Source organism: Paracraurococcus ruber (assembly GCF_004353985.1).
GTDB classification, from domain to species: domain Bacteria; phylum Pseudomonadota; class Alphaproteobacteria; order Acetobacterales; family Acetobacteraceae; genus Paracraurococcus; species Paracraurococcus ruber.
This window is the reverse complement of record NZ_SMOA01000126.1, coordinates 1-15243: the sequence shown is the minus strand read 5'-3', so window position 1 is coordinate 15243 and position 15243 is coordinate 1. Positions and strand designations below refer to the sequence as shown.

The following is a 15243-nucleotide window of genomic DNA, read 5'->3' as shown; positions in this document are numbered from 1 at the left end:
GGGGGGGGTGCCGCGCCGGGTTTCGGCCGCCGCGCCGCGCCGCGCCTGTCCCTGGCGCGGGCCTGGCCAGGGGCAGGCTGCGGCATGGCCGCCCCTTGCCGCGCCGGCCGGCCCGCCCAACTCGAGCGCATGAGTGCCACGACCGCGCCGACCGCCGCCGGCCCGCAACCCGACATCGCCATCGCCCCGCTGCTGCGCCGCATTCCCGGCCTGCTGGGCGACCTGCGATCCGACCATGCCGGCGAGACCGGCGCAGTCATGATCTATCGCGGCATCCTGGCGGCGGCGCGCGATCCAGCGATCCGCGACTTCGCCACCCGCCACCTGGCGACCGAGAGCGAGCATCTGAGGCTGCTGGACGCGCTGCTGGCGCCCGGCCAGCGCAGCCTGCTGCTGCCGGTCTGGCGCGTGGCAGGGTTCCTGACCGGCTTCCTACCGGCCCTGGCCGGCCCTCGCGCCACCTACGCCACGATCGAGGCGGTGGAGACCTTCGTGGACCACCACTACGAGGAGCAGATCGCCAAGCTCGGCCGCGAGGGGGAGGAAGGCGCGCTGCGCCGCCTGCTGGAGACCTGCCAGGCCGAGGAAGTGCATCACCGCGACGAGGCGGCGGCGCTGGGCGGCGCCTCGGCGGGACCGTTGCTGCGCGCCTGGGCCCGGCTGGTCGGCACCGGCAGTGCGGCCGCGGTGTCGGCGGCGCGGCGGATCTAGCCATGGCGACGGAACCCGCGCCGGTCACGATCTTCTACGACGGCGGCTGCCCGGTCTGCTCCCGCGAGATCGCCTTCTACCGCGACCGCCAGGGGACCGAAGGGCTGGCCTGGGTGGATGTCTCGCGCGAGGCGCCGCCGGCGGGAGTGGACCGCGCGGCGGCGCTCGCGCGTTTCCATGCCCGCCTGCCGGACGGGCGGCTGGTCGCTGGCGCCGCCGCCTTCGCCGAGGTCTGGCGCCGCGTGCCCGGCTTCCGCTGGCTGGGCGCGCTGGTGGCCTGGCGACCGGTGACGCCGCTGGCCGACTTGGCCTATGCCGGCTTCCTGCGGCTGCGGCGGCTGTGGCGGTGACCGCCGGCGCCATGGCCGGCACCGCCGTGGTGCTGGGCGCGACGGGCGGCATCGGCGCCGGGCTGCTGGCGGCGCTGGAGGCGGAGGGGCGCTGGCGCCGCGTCCTCGGCCTCTCCCGCCGCGGCGACCCGCCGCTCGACATCACCGACGAAGCCAGCGTCGCGGCGGCCGCTGCGTGGCTGGGGCGGGAGGCGCCGGACCTGGCGCTGGTCATCCTCGCCACCGGCTTCCTGCACGATGCCCGGTTCCAGCCGGAGAAGGCGATGCGCCAGCTGGACCCGGCGCATCTGGCGCACAGCTTCGCGGTGAATGCCATCGGCCCCGCGCTGGCCATGAAGCACCTGCTGCCGCGGCTGCGACGGGACGGGCCCGCGGTGTTCGCCGCGCTCTCCGCCCGGGTCGGGAGCATCGGCGACAACCGGCTGGGCGGCTGGTGGAGCTACCGCGCCAGCAAGGCGGCGCTGAACCAGCTGGTCCGCACGGCAGCGGTGGAGCTGCGCCGCTCCAACCCCGGCGCGTCGATCGTTGCGGTCCATCCCGGGACGGTCGATACCGGCCTCTCCGGCCCCTTCTCCAAGGCGGGGCTGGAGGTGCAGCGGCCGCCGGAGGCCGCCAGGCACATCCTGGAGGTCCTGGCCGCGGTCGGGCCGGACCGGTCGGGCGCATTCCTGGACCATCGGGGCGAGCCGGTGCCCTGGTAGGGAGGCAGGCGGATGGCGGGCAATCCCTTCTGGCCCTGGGTTGAGCGGATTGCGGCGCTGACGGCCCTGGCAGGCACCCGCGGCTGGGCAACGCAGGCGGAGATCCGGGCGGCGCTGTCGCATCCGCCGGCGCCGGACGGGCTGGTGGCGGAGTTCACCGCCATGCTGGCGGCCCAGGGCGTGCAGGTGCTGGACGGGGCGGCACCGCCGGATCTGCTGTCGCTGCTGGAGGCCCGGCTGTCCGAGGCGATGCGGCAGCTTGTCGCGCGCGGTCAGGCGCGCGGCTATGTCACCGTGGCGGAGCTGAATGCTGCCCTGCCTTCCGACGAGGTGTCGTCGGAGGTGATCGAGGACCATCTCGCCACGCTGAGCGATCTCGGGATCGACCTGGTCGAAGCCGAGGACGAGTGATCCCGGTCCCCAGGCATCCTGCCGTTCGTGGCCCGGGATAGGTCCTGCCGTCGGTAACGCGCCCGATGGGCGTGGTCCCCGCCGCGTACCCCCTAGAGCGGTTTCCGTTCGCCATGGCCCACGGCAACCGCTCTAGTGTTTTGATCCTACGAGCATCTTCACCCGATCAGGTGGGTCGACCTGATCGGGATCTGCTCGAGCGAAGCCCGGACGAAGGCAAGGACTCTGATCCGGATGGGGCGCAGGCCGGCGGGACAGCGGCGCATCGTCACGCCGGGCGGGCGGCGGCTTGGCGACGGTGTCCGGACAGGTCGCTGCGCGCCGTCGCCCCGCAGGCAGGCCCCTAAAGTGCGAAGGGGCCCTTTTCGGGCCCCTTGCGATCCTTCGGCGGGCGGCCCGGATCAGGCCGCCTTGGCCATCCCGCGCAGCACGTAGTGCAGGATGCCGCCGTTCTTGTAGTACTCGACCTCATCCGCCGTATCGACGCGGCACAGCACCTTCGTGGTGTGCTTGCTGCCATCGGCACGGGTGATGACCAGGTCCAGGGTCATGCGCGGCTTGAGGTCCTCCAGCCCGACGATGTCCACCTGCTCATTGCCGGTGATGCCCAGCGACTTGCGGTCCTCGCCATTCATGAAGACCAGCGGCAGCACGCCCATGCCGACCAGGTTGGACCGGTGGATGCGCTCGAAGCTCTCGGCCACCACCGCCTTCACGCCCAGCAGGAAGGTGCCCTTCGCCGCCCAGTCGCGCGACGACCCGGTGCCGTATTCCTTGCCGCCGAACACCACCAGCGGCGTGCCTTCGCGCTTGTAGCGCATCGCCACGTCGTAGATCGGCGCGACGTCGCCGGACGGGTAGTGCTTGCTCAGGCCGCCCTCGGTCCCCGGCACCATCTCGTTCTTGATGCGGATATTGGCGAAGGTGCCGCGCATCATGACTTCATGGTTGCCGCGGCGGGCGCCGTAGCTGTTGAAGTCGGCCTGCCGGACCTGGTGCTCCAGCAGGTATTCGCCGGCCGGGCTGGTCTTGCGGATGTTGCCGGCGGGCGAGATGTGGTCGGTGGTGATGCTGTCGGCCAGCACCGCCAGCACCCGCGCCCCGGCGATGGGCTGGATGCCCGCCACCTCCGGCGTGATGCCCTCGAAATAGGGCGGGTTCTGGACATAGGTGGAGCCGCTGTTCCAGCGATAGGTGTCGCTGTCCGCATCCACGCGGATGGCCTGCCACTGCTGCGGGCCCTTGAAGACGTCGCCGTAGCGGGTGACGAACATCTGCCGCGTGACGACGGCATGGACGGTGTCCGACACCTCCTTCTGCGTCGGCCAGATGTCCTTCAGGTAGACCGGCTGGCCGTTGCTGCCGGTGCCGATCGGATCCTTGCTGATGTCCTTCGTCACCGTGCCGGCCAGGGCATAGGCGACCACCAGCGGCGGGGAGGCGAGGTAGTTGGCGCGCACATTGGCATGCACGCGGCCTTCGAAGTTGCGGTTCCCCGACAGCACCGCGGCGGCGACCAGCTTCTCGTTCTCGATCGCATCCACGATCGGGTCCGGCAGCGGCCCGCTGTTGCCGATGCAGGTGGTGCAGCCATAGCCGGCGATGTTGAAGCCCAGCGCATCCAAATGCGGCTGCAGGCCGGATTGCGCGAGGTAGTCGGTGACCACCTGGCTGCCGGGCGCGAGCGAGGTCTTCACCCAGGGCTTCGCCTTCAGGCCAAGCTCGTTCGCCTTCTTCGCCACCAGCCCGGCCGCGACCAGGACATAGGGGTTGGAGGTGTTGGTGCAGGAGGTGATGGCGGCGATCACCACGTCCCCGTGCCCGAGGTCGTAATTCGCCCCGTCCACCTTCACCCGCTTCGCCGCCTCGTCGCCCGGCACGCCCATGACGCCGGCGGCGAGGTCCTTGGCGAAGGAGGAGGCGACGGAGGACAGCGCCACCCGGTCCTGCGGCCGCTTCGGCCCGGCGAGGGACGGCTCGACCGTCGAGAGGTCGAGTTCCAGCGTGTCGGTGAAGACCGGGTCGGGCGTGTTGGCGTCGCGCCACATGCCCTGCGCCTTGGCGTATTCCTCGACCAGCCTGATCCGGTGCTCGTCCCGGCCGGACAGGTTGAGGTAGCCGATGGTGGTGGCATCCACCGGGAAGAAGCCGCAGGTCGCGCCGTATTCCGGCGCCATGTTGGCGATGGTGGCGCGGTCCGCCAGCGCCAGGTCGTCGAGGCCGGCGCCGAAGAATTCGACGAACTTGCCGACCACGCCCTTCTTGCGCAGCATCTGGGTGACCGTCAGCACCAGATCGGTGGCGGTGACGCCTTCCTTCAGCTTGCCCACCAGCCTGAAGCCGATGACGTCGGGGATGAGCATGGCGATGGGCTGGCCGAGCATGGCCGCCTCCGCCTCGATTCCGCCGACGCCCCAGCCGAGCACGCCGAGGCCGTTGACCATCGTCGTGTGGCTGTCGGTGCCGTAGCAGCTGTCCGGGTAGGCATAGAGGTCGCCGGCATCGGACATGGTCCAGACCACCTGCGCCAGGTATTCCAGGTTCACCTGATGGCAGATGCCGGTGCCCGGCGGGACCACGCGGAAATTGTCGAAGGCGGACTGGCCCCAGCGGAGGAATTCGTAGCGCTCGCCGTTGCGCTCGAACTCGATGTCCACGTTCTTCTGCAACGCGTCCGGCGTGCCGGAATGGTCCACCATGACGGAGTGGTCGATGACCAGGTCGACCGGCACCAGCGGGTTCACCCGGCGCGGGTCGCCGCCCAGCTTGATGATCCCGTCGCGCATGGCGGCGAGGTCCACCACGCCCGGCACGCCCGTGAAATCCTGCATCAGGATGCGGGCGGGGCGGAAGGGCACCTCCTTCTCGGACTTGCCCGAAGGCAGCCAGCCGGCGATCGCCTTGGCATCGTCCACGGTGTAGCTGCGCCCGTCCTCGTAGCGCAGGACATTCTCCAGCAGCACCTTCAGGCTGTAGGGCAGCCGCGCGATGTCGCCGATGCTCTTGGCCGCTTCGGGCAGGCTGAAGTAGTGGTAGGTCTTGCCGTCAACCGTCAGGGTGCGGCGGGTCTTCAGGCTGTCCTGCCCGATCATCCGCATGATCCGGAACCTTTCTATCGGCGCGCCCTGTTGCGGCGCGTCACGGACGCGGTTTTAAGCATGGCCGGCCTTGACGGTCCACGGGTCGCTGCTTTTCCAAGGGGCTAGGTCGGGTAATGCTGGAAGCGCGTAACCTGGCCTGCTTCCGCGGCGAACGGGCGGTGTTCGCCGGCCTGTCGTTCCGGCTGGACGCCGAAGGCGCGCTGCTGCTGGTGGGGGCCAATGGCGCCGGCAAGTCCACGCTGCTGCGCCTGCTGGCCGGGCTGCTGCGGCCGGAAGCCGGCGAGGTCGCCTGGGGCGGGCGGGATGCCTTCGCCGACCGCGCCGCCCATGCCGCCAGGCTGCGCTACCTTTCCCACCAGGATGCGCTGAAGCCCGCCCTCACGGCCCGGGAGAATCTCGGCTTCTTCGCCAGGCTCTGGGGCGGGGAGGTGGAGGCGGCGCTGGCGACGCTGGACCTTCTGCCGCTGGCCGATCTGCCGGCGCGCGTCCTGTCGTCCGGCCAGAAGCGGCGGCTGGCGCTGGCCCGCCTGGCCCTGGCGCCCGCGCCGCTCTGGCTGCTGGACGAGCCGACGGTGGGGCTGGACGCCGCCTCGGTGGAGCGGCTGGGCGCGCTGCTGGCGCGGCACCGCGCGCGCGGCGGCATGGTGCTGGCGGCCACCCATCTGCCCCTGCCCCTGCCCGGGGCCAGGGAGTTGCGGCTGTGAGCGCGCCCGGCGAGGCCTTGCCGAGGCCGGCCATGGCGGACATCGCGCCGGCCGGCGGCGGCCGGGCCTGGCTGGCGCTGCTGGGACGGGAACTGCGCCTGGCGCTGCGCCACCCGGCGGACACGCTGGCGGCGGTGCTGTTCTTCGTCCTCGTCGCCGCGCTGTTCCCCTTCGGCGTCGGCCCGGCGCCGGAGACGCTGGCCCGCCTTGCCCCAGGCGCCCTGCTCGCCGCCGCGCTGCTGGCGGCGCTGCTGCCGCTCGACCGCTTGTTCGGCGCGGATGCCGAGGACGGGACGCTCGACCAGCTGCTCCTCTCCGGCCTCGGGCCCAGCGCGGTGGCGGCGGCCAAGGCGGCGGCGCATTGGCTGACCACGGGACTGCCCCTGCTGCTGGCGACACCCATCGCCGCCGCCATGCTGAACCTGCCGGTGGAAGCCTGGCCGGCGGCCATGGCGGCGCTCGGCCTCGCGGCCGGGTTCCTGTCGCTGCTCGGCACCGCCGGGGCGGCGCTGACGCTCGGCGCCCGGCGCGGCGGCGTGCTGCTGCCGCTGCTGGTGCTGCCGCTGGCCATCCCCGCCGTCATCTTCGGCGCCGCGGCGATCGAGGCGGCGGCGGCCGGGCTGGAGGCACGCCCCTACCTGCTGCTGCTGGCCGCCCTGCTGGCTGCGGCGACCCCGCTGGCACCGCTGGCGGCCGGCGCCGCCCTGAGGACGGAATGATGCTGCAGCAGGCCCTGGACTGGATCGCGCAGAACCGGCCGGCGATGATCGCGCTGGCCGTCGTGCTCGGCCTGACGCTGCTGGCGGGACGGCGGCGCTGAGGCCGCCGCCCTTGCGCCTCAGGCCGGGCGGAATTGCGGGTAGGGCGGCCCGTCCCCCTGGGTCGGCCGCCAGGTGACCACCACCCTGTCGCCGATCGCCACCCGGTCGAAGTCGCACTCCACGATGTTGGTCATCATCGTGGGCCCTTCCTCCAGCGTCACATAGGCCACGGCGTAGACCTCCGGCGCGCGCTTCATGACGCTGACGCTGTAGATGGTGCCGCGGCCGGAAGCCTCCCGCCACTCGGTCTTCTCGCTCATGCAATGCGGGCAGATGGCGCGCGGGTACCAATGCGCCTTGCCGCATTCGGTGCAGGCGCGGATGAGGAATTTCCCCTCCCGCGCCGCGGCCCAGAAGGGTTCCGTCTCGGGGTTGGTCAGCGGCGCGGGGATGGCGCGTTCCTTGGCCATGGCGGTCACTCCCGTTCCATGATGAGCGTGGCGGCGCCGTGGCGGCTGCCGAGCAGGCCGCCGGTGCCATGCACCAGCGCGATGTCGCAACTCCTCACCTGCACGGCGGGGTGCGCTTCCCCGCGCAACTGCCGCACCGCCTCGATCACCTTGGTGATGCCGCCGCGATTGGCCGGGTGGTTGTTGCAGAGCCCGCCGCCATCCGTGTTGAAGGGCAGCTTCCCGGTGCCGCTGATGAGGTTGCCATCGGCGACGAATTTCCCGCCCTGGCCCTTCTCGCAGAAGCCCAGGTCCTCGATCTGCATCAGCACGGTGATGGTGAAGCTGTCATAGATCGAGGCGTATTTGATGTCGGTGGGCTTCACCCCGGCCTCGGCAAAGGCGGCGGGGCCGCTGCGGACGGCGGCGGAATAGGTCAGGTCCACCTCCCCGCCCATCTGGCCCTTCATGCTCTCTCCCGCGCCCAGCACTTTGACCAGCGGCCGCTTGAGGGATCGGGCGATCTCGGGGGAAACGACGACCAGGGCACCGCCGCCGTCCGACACCACGCAGCAATCCAGCCGGTGCAGCGGCGTGGCGATCAGCGGGCTGTCCACCACCTGCTCCACCGTCACCACGTCCCGCAGCATGGCATGCGGGTTGTGCTGCGCATGGTGGCTGGCCGCCACCTTGATCCAGGCCAGTTGCTCGGAGGTGGTGCCGTACTGGTGCATGTGCCGCGCCGCGCACATCGCATAGGCATTCACCGTGGCGATGCCGGTCGGAAATTCCCATTGCGTGTCGGGCGCATCGGCGCCGCGCACCCGCGGCACCGCGCCGGAATGGCCCTCGCTGCGCGGCCGCCCCGCCAGGGTGATCAGCGCCACCCGGCACTTGCCCATGGCGATCGCTTCCGCCGCATGCGCGACATGGGCGATGTAGGAACAGCCGCCGACATCCGTGCTGTCGAGATGGCGCAGCGTCAGGTTCATGTAGTCGGCCATGGCCAGCGGGCCGAGGCCGGGCGCGTCGCCGGCGCAGAAATAGCCGTCCACGTCGTCCTTCGTCAGCCCGGCATCGCGCAGCGCACCCAACGCGCTTTCGGCGTGCAGCTGCGCGACCGACTTGTCCTTGGCCAGCCGGGTCGGGTGCTCATAGGCGCCGGCGATATAGGCCTTGCCCTTGATGGTCATGTCACAACCCCTTTCACGCCGGCAGGATGGCGGCATGCGCCAGGTTGCTCAGCACGTCCATGCGCTGGTTGTGGAAGGCCTCCGTCTGTCGGCAGTTGGAGAAGAAGGCGAAGGAGACGCCGCTGGTCGGGTCCGCCCAGCAATAGGAACTGCCGACGCCGCCATGGCCGAAGGTGCGCGGATGCGCGATGGCGCCCAGGCCCCGCGCCACCGGCCAGTCGCCGCGCGAATGCGGGCCAATGCCGCGATGCATCGGCAGGTTCATGTATTCGTCGATGCGGTCGCCCGTGAAGTCGCGCGTGACGAATTCGATCATCCGCGGCGAGAGGATGCGCGTGCCGTTCAGCACGCCGCCCTGCGCCAGCATCTGGTAGAAGGCCGCCATGCCGCGCGCGGTGCCGTAGCCGCCGCCGCCCGGAACACCCACCCTCCAGTGGCCCGGATGGTTCTCCCCGGCGCGGGAGGGGAAGGCACCCTCCGCCGGCGGGTCGTAGATGAAGGCGGCGCGGCCATGCTCGGCCTCCGGCAGGCCGACGAAGACCTCATTGGCCAGCCCGATGGGCGCCAGCACCCGGTCGCGGATGAACGCGCGAAAATCCTGGCCGGTGATCGCCTCGATCAGCATCGCCGCCACCCAGTGGGCGGAGGTCGGGTGGTAGCGGACCTTGCTGCCGGGCGTCCATTCCAGGGTGAAGTTGCAGACCGCGCGCCGCACCGCGTCGTGATCCGCCGCGATCTCCGGCGACACCATGGCGGATGGGAAGCCGCCCTGATGCGTCAGCAATTGCAGGACGGTGACCTGCTCCTTCCCATGCGCGGCGAATTCCGGAAGGTGCTGGGCGATGGTGTCGGAGAAGCGCAGCAGCCCATCCTCCGCCAGCAGCCAGACCGCGGCCGCGGTCACCACCTTGGTGTTGGAGTACATCAGGAACAGCGTGTCGGCATTGGCCGCCATGTCCGGCGCGACGCGCGACCTGCCGAAGCTGCGGAACACCGCCAGCTTGCCGTGCCGCGCCACCGCGACCTGGGCGCCGGGATGATGGCCCTCGGCGATGTGCCGCTCGACGGTGGCGCAGAGCCGCTCCAACGGCCGCGGATCGAGGCCGAGCGCCTCCGGGTTCGACTCGGGCAGCGGGAAGGTCATGGGTTGCTCTCCTTCGTGTCTGGCCGGCCGATCCAGACCTCCGCGGCCTTCGCGGCTGCGGTCATCGGACGGCAAAGGTTTGGCCGCCCGATTCAGACCTCCGCGGCCTTCGCGGCTGCGGTCATCGGGCGGTAAAGGTCTGGCCGCCCGATTCAGACCTCCGCGGCCTTCGCGGCTGCGGTCATCGGGCGGCCAGTCGTCACGCGGCTTCGCGGTGGTCTTCGGCCAAGGCCGGCATGATCTCGCGCGCGAAGAGCTGCGCGGAACGCAGCATCTCCGCCTCATCCTGGTCGCCGAAGGCGAAGCGGGCGACCAGGTAGTTCACCCCGGTCTGGCGCACCTGGCGGCGCAGCGCGTCCCGCACCTCCGCCGCGGTGCCGGCAAAGGCGAGACCGGCGGCCTCGGCCTCGGCGAAATCCTCGCTCATCCGCGCGTTGATCGGGGTCGTGCCGTGCTGCCGCCACAGCTTGAGGAAGCTGATGGCATGGGTGCGCCAGGCGCGGCGGGCGACCGCCTGCGCCTCCTCCCGCGTCTCGGCCACCACCAGTGCGCGGGACAGGCCGATGGGCGGCAGCGGCGCCGGCCGCGTCCAGTCCGCGCGGAAGCGCGCGACGATCCCGGCGACGCGGTCCACGGGGCCGTTGCAGACCGTGGCGGCCCCCAGCCGCGCGGCGCGCGCCGCATGCTCGACCGTGGCGGAGGGCATCCAGAGCGGCGGGTGCGGCCGCTGCCTCGGCCGCAGCACCACCGGCACGCGACGGCATTGCCAGAAGCGGCCCTCGAAGCTCACCTCCTCCTGCGTCAGGGCCTGCAGCAGCAGCGCCAGCCCTTCCTCCAGCATGGCCGGGCTCTCATCCGCCGCCACGCCGTGATAGCCGAGCTCATGGGGGGAGACGCCGCGGCCGATGCCCAGCTCGAACCGCCCGCCGCTCATCTGGTCCAGCAGGCAGACCTCCTCGGCGACCTGCAGCGGGTGGCGGAGCGGGAGGATATAGACCAGCGGCCCGAAGCGGATGCGCGTCGTGCGCTGCGCCACCGCACCCAGCCAGGCACCGGTCGCCGGCGTGGTGCTCAGCGGCGTCGCATGGTGCTCGCTGACATGGTAGCGGTGGAAGCCGGCGCGGTCGTAGAATTCCAGCAGGCGCAGCCGCGCCTCGTAATGCGTCGCCGGGTCCAGCGCGCCACGATCATTCTGGTCGAAGATGCCGAACTGCATGCCGGTCTCCCCCCATTCCTTGGGGGAAGCCTAGCAGGCGGGTGGGCGAAGGCTAGGGCGCGGCGATCGAAGGCCCGGCATCGGATCGGCGCGGGCGCCCGGAGTCCGCCCGGGCGGGCGGCTCCGCCTCTCGCGGCGAAGCCCTCAGTCCGGCTGGATCCGCGCCCGGCGGACCACCTCGGACCAGCGCGCCGCATCGGCCAGGACCACGCGGCCGAGAGCCTCGGGCGGCGCCTCCACCGGCTCCAGCCCAAGGGCGGCGATGCGCTCGGCCACCTCCGGCCGGCGCAGCACCTGGGCCAGCGCGGCGTTCAGCCGGGCGCAGATCGCCGGATCGGTGCCCGGCGGCGCGACCACGCCGTGCCAGCCCACCGCCTCGGCGCCCGGCAGCCCGGCCTCGGCCAGTGTCGGCACCTCGGGCAGCGCCGCGGTGCGTTGGCCGGAGGAGACGAAGAGCCCGCGCAGCCGCCCCACCTTCACATGGTCGGTCACCGCGCCGATATTGATCAGCACGGCCTGCAGGCTGCCGCCCAGCAGGTCGTTCACCGCTAGCGCGCCGCCCTTGTAGGGCACATGGGTCCAGCGGATCTCGGCCGCCGCCTGGATCTGCTCGCCCAGCAGATGCGCGAGGCTCCCGTTGCCCGGCGTGCCGACCGCCGGCGGCTCCCGCCGCGCCGCCTCCACGAAGCGGGGGAAGTCGCGCAGCGGGCTGTCGGCGCGCACCACCAGGATCTGCGGCACCCGCACGCCCTGCGCCACCGGCGCGAAGCCCGTCACGTCGAAGCCCAGGCGCGGAAACAGCGCCTTGTTGATGGACAGGCTGTCGGAGCCCGCCAGCAGGGTGTAGCCGTCCGGCTTCTGCCGCGCGACGAACTCGTAGCCGATATTGCTGCCGGCGCCCGGCATGTTCTCGACCAGGACGTTCTGGCCGAGCACATCCGTCAGGTGGCGGGCGAAGAGCCGCGCCACGATGTCCTGGCTGCCGCCCGGCGCCACCGGGACGATGTAGCGAAGCGAGCGCTCGCGCGGCCAGGCCTCGCCTTGCGCCATGGCGGGCAGCGGCAGGGCGGCGGCCCCGGCCAGCGCCAGCAGGGAACGACGTGGGATCATCTCAGGCCACCCGCAGCCGCTGCCGCCGCAGGCCGAGCGCGCTGCCCGAATCCTGCGCCGGCTGGAAGGCGATGTCGACGACATCGAAGGACCGCCGCCACTGCGCCAGGTCGGCGCCCTCCGGCACCTCCACGGTCGTCACGCCGCAGCGCCGCAGCATGCGCCACTGGTCGGGCAGCACATGGCCGGTTGCGCGGATCTCGCCGCGGAAGCCAGCATGCTCGCGCAGCGCCCGGGCCTGGGTGAAGGCTCGGCCATCCTTCGCCTTGGGCAGCGCGATGGTCACCAGCGACAGCCGCGGCAGCAGGTCCGCCACCGCCTCCGGCGCGGTCGCGGGGTCGAGGGCGATGCCCAGCGGCGCGTTGCGCCCGGACAGGTCCTCGGCGCGCAGCCGCGCCGCGGTCAGGATCGCCGGTCCCTCCGGCAGCGGGGCGTCATCGGCGACGCGCACCCAGGCATCGGCCACCGCGCGGCCATGCTCATCCAGCAGCGGCATACAGCGCCTCCTTGAACGGCGCGGGGCCGATGCGGCGATAGGTGTCCACGAAGCGCTCCCCCGCCGCGCGGCGGGCGACATAGGTGCGGAGGATGGTCTCCACCGCATCCGTCACCTGGTCATAGGGGAAGCCGGGCCCCACCAGCTCGCCGATGGCGGCGTCGTTGGTGGCGCTGCCGCCGAGCGTGATCTGGTAGCTTTCCGCCCCGCGCTTGTCGACGCCCAGGATGCCGATATGGCCGATATGGTGATGGCCGCAGGCATTGATGCAGCCGGAGATGTTGATGAAGCACTCGCCGATGTCGAGCTGCCGGTCGAGATCGGCGAAGCGCTCGCTGATCATCTGCGCCACCGGGATGCTGCGGGCGGTGGCCAGGGCGCAGTAGTCCATCCCCGGGCAGGCGATGATGTCGCTGACCAGCCCGATATTCGGCGTGGCCAGGCCCACCGCGCGCAGCCCCTCCCACACCGCGAACAGCTCGTCCTGCCGGACATGCGGCAGCACCAGGTTCTGCACATGCGTCACGCGGATCTCGCCGAAGGCGTGCCGCTCCGCCAGCGCGGCGACCGCCTCCATCTGCTCGGCGCTGCAATCGCCGGGTATGCCGCCGATCGGCTTCAGCGAGATGGTGACGGAGGCATGGCCGGGCTGACGGTGCGGCCGCACGCTCTGCCGCGCCCAGGCGGCGAAGGCGGCATCGCGCGCCAGGGCGTCGCGGTAGGCCGGCGGGTCGTCCGCCAGCCGGGGGAAGGGCGGCGGGGCGAAATGCGCGGCGATCTGCGCGACGATCTCCGGGTCCAGCCGGTAGCGCTGCCGCGGCATGCGGGCGAACTCCGCCTCGACCCGCGCCAGGAAGTCCGGCCCCAGGTCGCGCACCAGGATCTTGATGCGTGCCTTGTAGATGTTGTCGCGGTTGCCCAGCGCGTTGTAGACGCGCAGCACCGCTTCCAGATAGGCAAGGAAGTCCTCTTCCGGCACCCAGTCGCGCAGCTTCGTCGCCAGCACCGGCGTGCGGCCCAGCCCGCCGCCGGCCCAGACCTCGAAGCCGGTCTCGCCGGCCGCGTTCTTCCGCACCACCACGCCGACGTCATGCGCCTGCAGCGCCACGCGGTCATGCGGCGCGCCGGTGATGGCGATCTTGAACTTGCGCGGCAGCCAGGTGAATTCCGGGTGCAGCGTCGACCATTGCCGGATGATCTCGGCATAGACCCGCGGGTCCGCCGCCTCGTCCGGCGCGGCGCCGGCATATTCGTCCGTGGTGGTGTTGCGGATGCAATTGCCGCTGGTCTGGATGCCGTGCATGTCCACCGCGGCCAGCGCCCGCATGATGGCCGGCACATCCTCCAGCTTCGTCCAGTTGAACTGGATGTTCTGCCGGGTGGTGAAATGGCCGAAGCCGCGATCCCAGCGGCGGGCGATCATCGCCAACTGGCGCAGCTGGGTCGCGTTCAGGATGCCGTAGGGGATGGCGATCCGGTACATGTAGGCATGCAGCTGCAGGTAGAGGCCGTTCATCAGCCGCAACGGCTTGAACTCGTCCTCCGTCAGCTCGCCGCGCAGGCGCCGTTCGATCTGGCCGGAGAACTCGGCGATGCGCTCCTGCAGGAATTCGCGGTCCACCTCGTCATAGCGGTAGGTCCGCGCATGCGGGGGATAGGCGGGCGCCGGCGGCGCCAGCGGTTCGACAAGGGCATTCATGCGGCAGGCTCCCGCAGGTCAGGAGGCAAGGAGGTACTCGGCGGGTTCGGCGGCGATGCTCGGTCCCTCGGCCCGCAGCCTTTCGCGGAACCGCACCGGCACGGCGATGCCGTCGCGGATCGCCACTTCGGCGCCATAGGCGCCGATGACGACCTGGTCGCGTTCACCCTGCTGCGCCAGGGCCAGGCCGGCCGCGGCCTCGGCGGGGGGGAAGACGCGCGCCTCCCGCACCGTCTCCGCCCACCGGCCGGGGCCGGCCAGCCAGACCACGCGGCCATCGCGCAGCCGGTTGGCGGTGAAGACCATGGGCGCGGTGGCGGGCTTCGCCTTCGCCGGGGCAGACATCGTCGGGGATTTCCTCGGGCACCGGGGCAGCAGCACGGCGGCCGCTGGCATGATGGCCAGATTTAACGCTCATCATACGGGCATTCAACCCTATCCACCCCATCGAGGGCGGATGATGTCCACGCGGCGCGGGGTCGCGGGCCGCGGTCGGGCCTGCCGCCCCGGCGTCACCCAAGTCGCAGCCGCGGAAATCACGCGATGCGTTCGCGTTATTTCCCCACAACCGCAGGCGGCAGCGGAAAGCGGAACGGCGTTCGCAATTATCCGGGAGAGTCGCATGCCGTGGGCGGCGCGATGCCTCACGGGTCGCCGGGATAATGACTTCGGGCCAAAGGAATGCTATGGTTTCAGGACTGTGGCGTTCCTGGCGCGTGATCCGGCGCTGCAGCACCAGATGTGGAACTTCGGCATGCAGAGCGAACCCGGCTGGCCTTCGCTCGATGGAATCGCCCGGCTTCCCCGTCGGGCCATCCCCCATCGGGCCGGGCCGGCTGGCCTGCCGCAGGAGAATGGTCCGGTATGAAGGCACCCGCCAAGGCCAAGGGATCGGGCGCCCGCACCAGCGCGGGCAAGCCCGCTGCCGGCAAGTCCCGCCCGGCGGCGAAGCCGAAGCAGGTTGCCGAGGCGCGCCGCAGCGTTGCCGCCAAGCCGGCGAAGAAGCCCGCCGCCCGCCCGGTGGCGAAGGCCGCGCCGCCGAAGCCGGCCACCGCCAAGCCGGCGGCGAAGGCCACCGCGCGGAAGACCGCCCCGGCGACGAAGCCGGCGGCAAAGCCGGTGGCCCGCCCCGCCGCCACGCCCGTGCCGGTGCCCGCCAAGCGGGCCGCGGCGAAGCCGCCCGCCCCGAAGCCCGCC

At 71.7% G+C, this 15243-nt stretch carries 15 protein-coding genes and 1 pseudogene; 7 read left to right on the top strand and 9 right to left on the bottom strand.

Going from position 1 to position 15243, the window contains the following annotated elements; all coding sequences use genetic code 11:
* Positions 1–129 precede the first annotated feature (129 nt).
* Genes E2C05_RS19660 through E2C05_RS34715 form a run of 4 tightly spaced genes read left to right on the top strand, consistent with a single transcriptional unit; the run spans position 130 to position 2173 of the window.
* The gene (locus E2C05_RS19660; protein ID WP_200305870.1) at positions 130–711 is read left to right on the top strand and encodes a demethoxyubiquinone hydroxylase family protein; all 582 of its coding nucleotides are present in this window, start codon (positions 130–132) and stop codon (positions 709–711) included.
* Positions 712–713: 2 nt separating this feature from the next.
* A complete protein-coding gene (locus E2C05_RS19655; RefSeq protein ID WP_133221353.1) occupies positions 714–1061 on the top strand; it encodes a thiol-disulfide oxidoreductase DCC family protein in 348 nt (115 codons plus the stop codon).
* 11 nt (positions 1062–1072) lie between these two features.
* Positions 1073–1762, top strand: coding sequence for an SDR family NAD(P)-dependent oxidoreductase (locus E2C05_RS19650; protein ID WP_133221358.1), 690 nt, complete (start codon positions 1073–1075; stop codon positions 1760–1762).
* Positions 1763–1774: 12 nt separating this feature from the next.
* Complete coding sequence (locus E2C05_RS34715; RefSeq protein ID WP_240046795.1) at positions 1775–2173, top strand: RNA polymerase sigma factor region1.1 domain-containing protein; 399 nt, start codon at positions 1775–1777, stop codon at positions 2171–2173.
* A gap of 401 nt (positions 2174–2574) precedes the next feature.
* Here E2C05_RS34715 and acnA read toward each other — a convergent pair whose 3' ends face one another.
* On the bottom strand, positions 2575–5271 hold the full coding sequence (gene acnA / locus E2C05_RS19640) for an aconitate hydratase AcnA (protein ID WP_133221352.1): 2697 nt from the start codon (positions 5269–5271) through the stop codon (positions 2575–2577).
* 116 nt (positions 5272–5387) lie between these two features.
* On the opposite strand from acnA, the gene ccmA reads away from it, so the two are divergent.
* Positions 5388–5978, top strand: coding sequence for a heme ABC exporter ATP-binding protein CcmA (gene ccmA, locus E2C05_RS19635; RefSeq protein WP_133221351.1), 591 nt, complete (start codon positions 5388–5390; stop codon positions 5976–5978).
* A 32-nt stretch (positions 5979–6010) separates the two neighbouring features.
* Positions 6011–6697 carry a heme exporter protein CcmB gene (gene ccmB / locus E2C05_RS19630; protein ID WP_133221356.1) on the top strand — a complete coding sequence of 229 codons (687 nt, stop codon included), beginning with the start codon at positions 6011–6013 and terminating at the stop codon, positions 6695–6697.
* Between the two features lie 119 nt (positions 6698–6816).
* On the opposite strand, the gene E2C05_RS19625 is transcribed toward ccmB, so the two are convergent.
* The 8 genes from E2C05_RS19625 to E2C05_RS19590 all read right to left on the bottom strand — a co-directional run bounded on the left by E2C05_RS19625 (position 6817) and on the right by E2C05_RS19590 (position 14391).
* Entirely contained in the window at positions 6817–7209 is a 393-nt protein-coding gene (locus E2C05_RS19625; protein WP_133221350.1) for a Zn-ribbon domain-containing OB-fold protein, read from the bottom strand.
* A 5-nt stretch (positions 7210–7214) separates the two neighbouring features.
* Positions 7215–8381, bottom strand: a complete 1167-nt coding sequence (locus tag E2C05_RS19620; protein ID WP_133221349.1) for a thiolase domain-containing protein — start codon at positions 8379–8381, stop codon at positions 7215–7217.
* Between the two features lie 13 nt (positions 8382–8394).
* Entirely contained in the window at positions 8395–9525 is a 1131-nt protein-coding gene (locus E2C05_RS19615; protein ID WP_158292246.1) for a serine hydrolase domain-containing protein, read from the bottom strand.
* 199 nt (positions 9526–9724) lie between these two features.
* Entirely contained in the window at positions 9725–10741 is a 1017-nt protein-coding gene (locus E2C05_RS19610) for an LLM class flavin-dependent oxidoreductase (protein ID WP_133221347.1), read from the bottom strand.
* Positions 10742–10885: 144 nt separating this feature from the next.
* Positions 10886–11851 (bottom strand): Bug family tripartite tricarboxylate transporter substrate binding protein, encoded by a 966-nt coding sequence (locus tag E2C05_RS19605; protein WP_158292245.1) that lies wholly within the window; start codon positions 11849–11851, stop codon positions 10886–10888.
* 1 nt (position 11852) lies between these two features.
* The gene (locus E2C05_RS19600) at positions 11853–12347 is read right to left on the bottom strand and encodes a DUF934 domain-containing protein (protein ID WP_133221345.1); all 495 of its coding nucleotides are present in this window, start codon (positions 12345–12347) and stop codon (positions 11853–11855) included.
* A complete protein-coding gene (locus tag E2C05_RS19595) occupies positions 12331–14046 on the bottom strand; it encodes a nitrite/sulfite reductase (protein ID WP_133221344.1) in 1716 nt (571 codons plus the stop codon). The genes E2C05_RS19600 and E2C05_RS19595 overlap by 17 nt, the downstream gene beginning before the upstream one ends.
* A gap of 18 nt (positions 14047–14064) precedes the next feature.
* Positions 14065–14391, bottom strand: a complete 327-nt coding sequence (locus E2C05_RS19590) for a DUF2849 domain-containing protein (protein WP_240046794.1) — start codon at positions 14389–14391, stop codon at positions 14065–14067.
* A gap of 519 nt (positions 14392–14910) precedes the next feature.
* Here E2C05_RS19590 and E2C05_RS19585 point away from each other — a divergent pair.
* Positions 14911–15243, top strand: a pseudogene (locus tag E2C05_RS19585) (hypothetical protein); the annotation flags it as partial.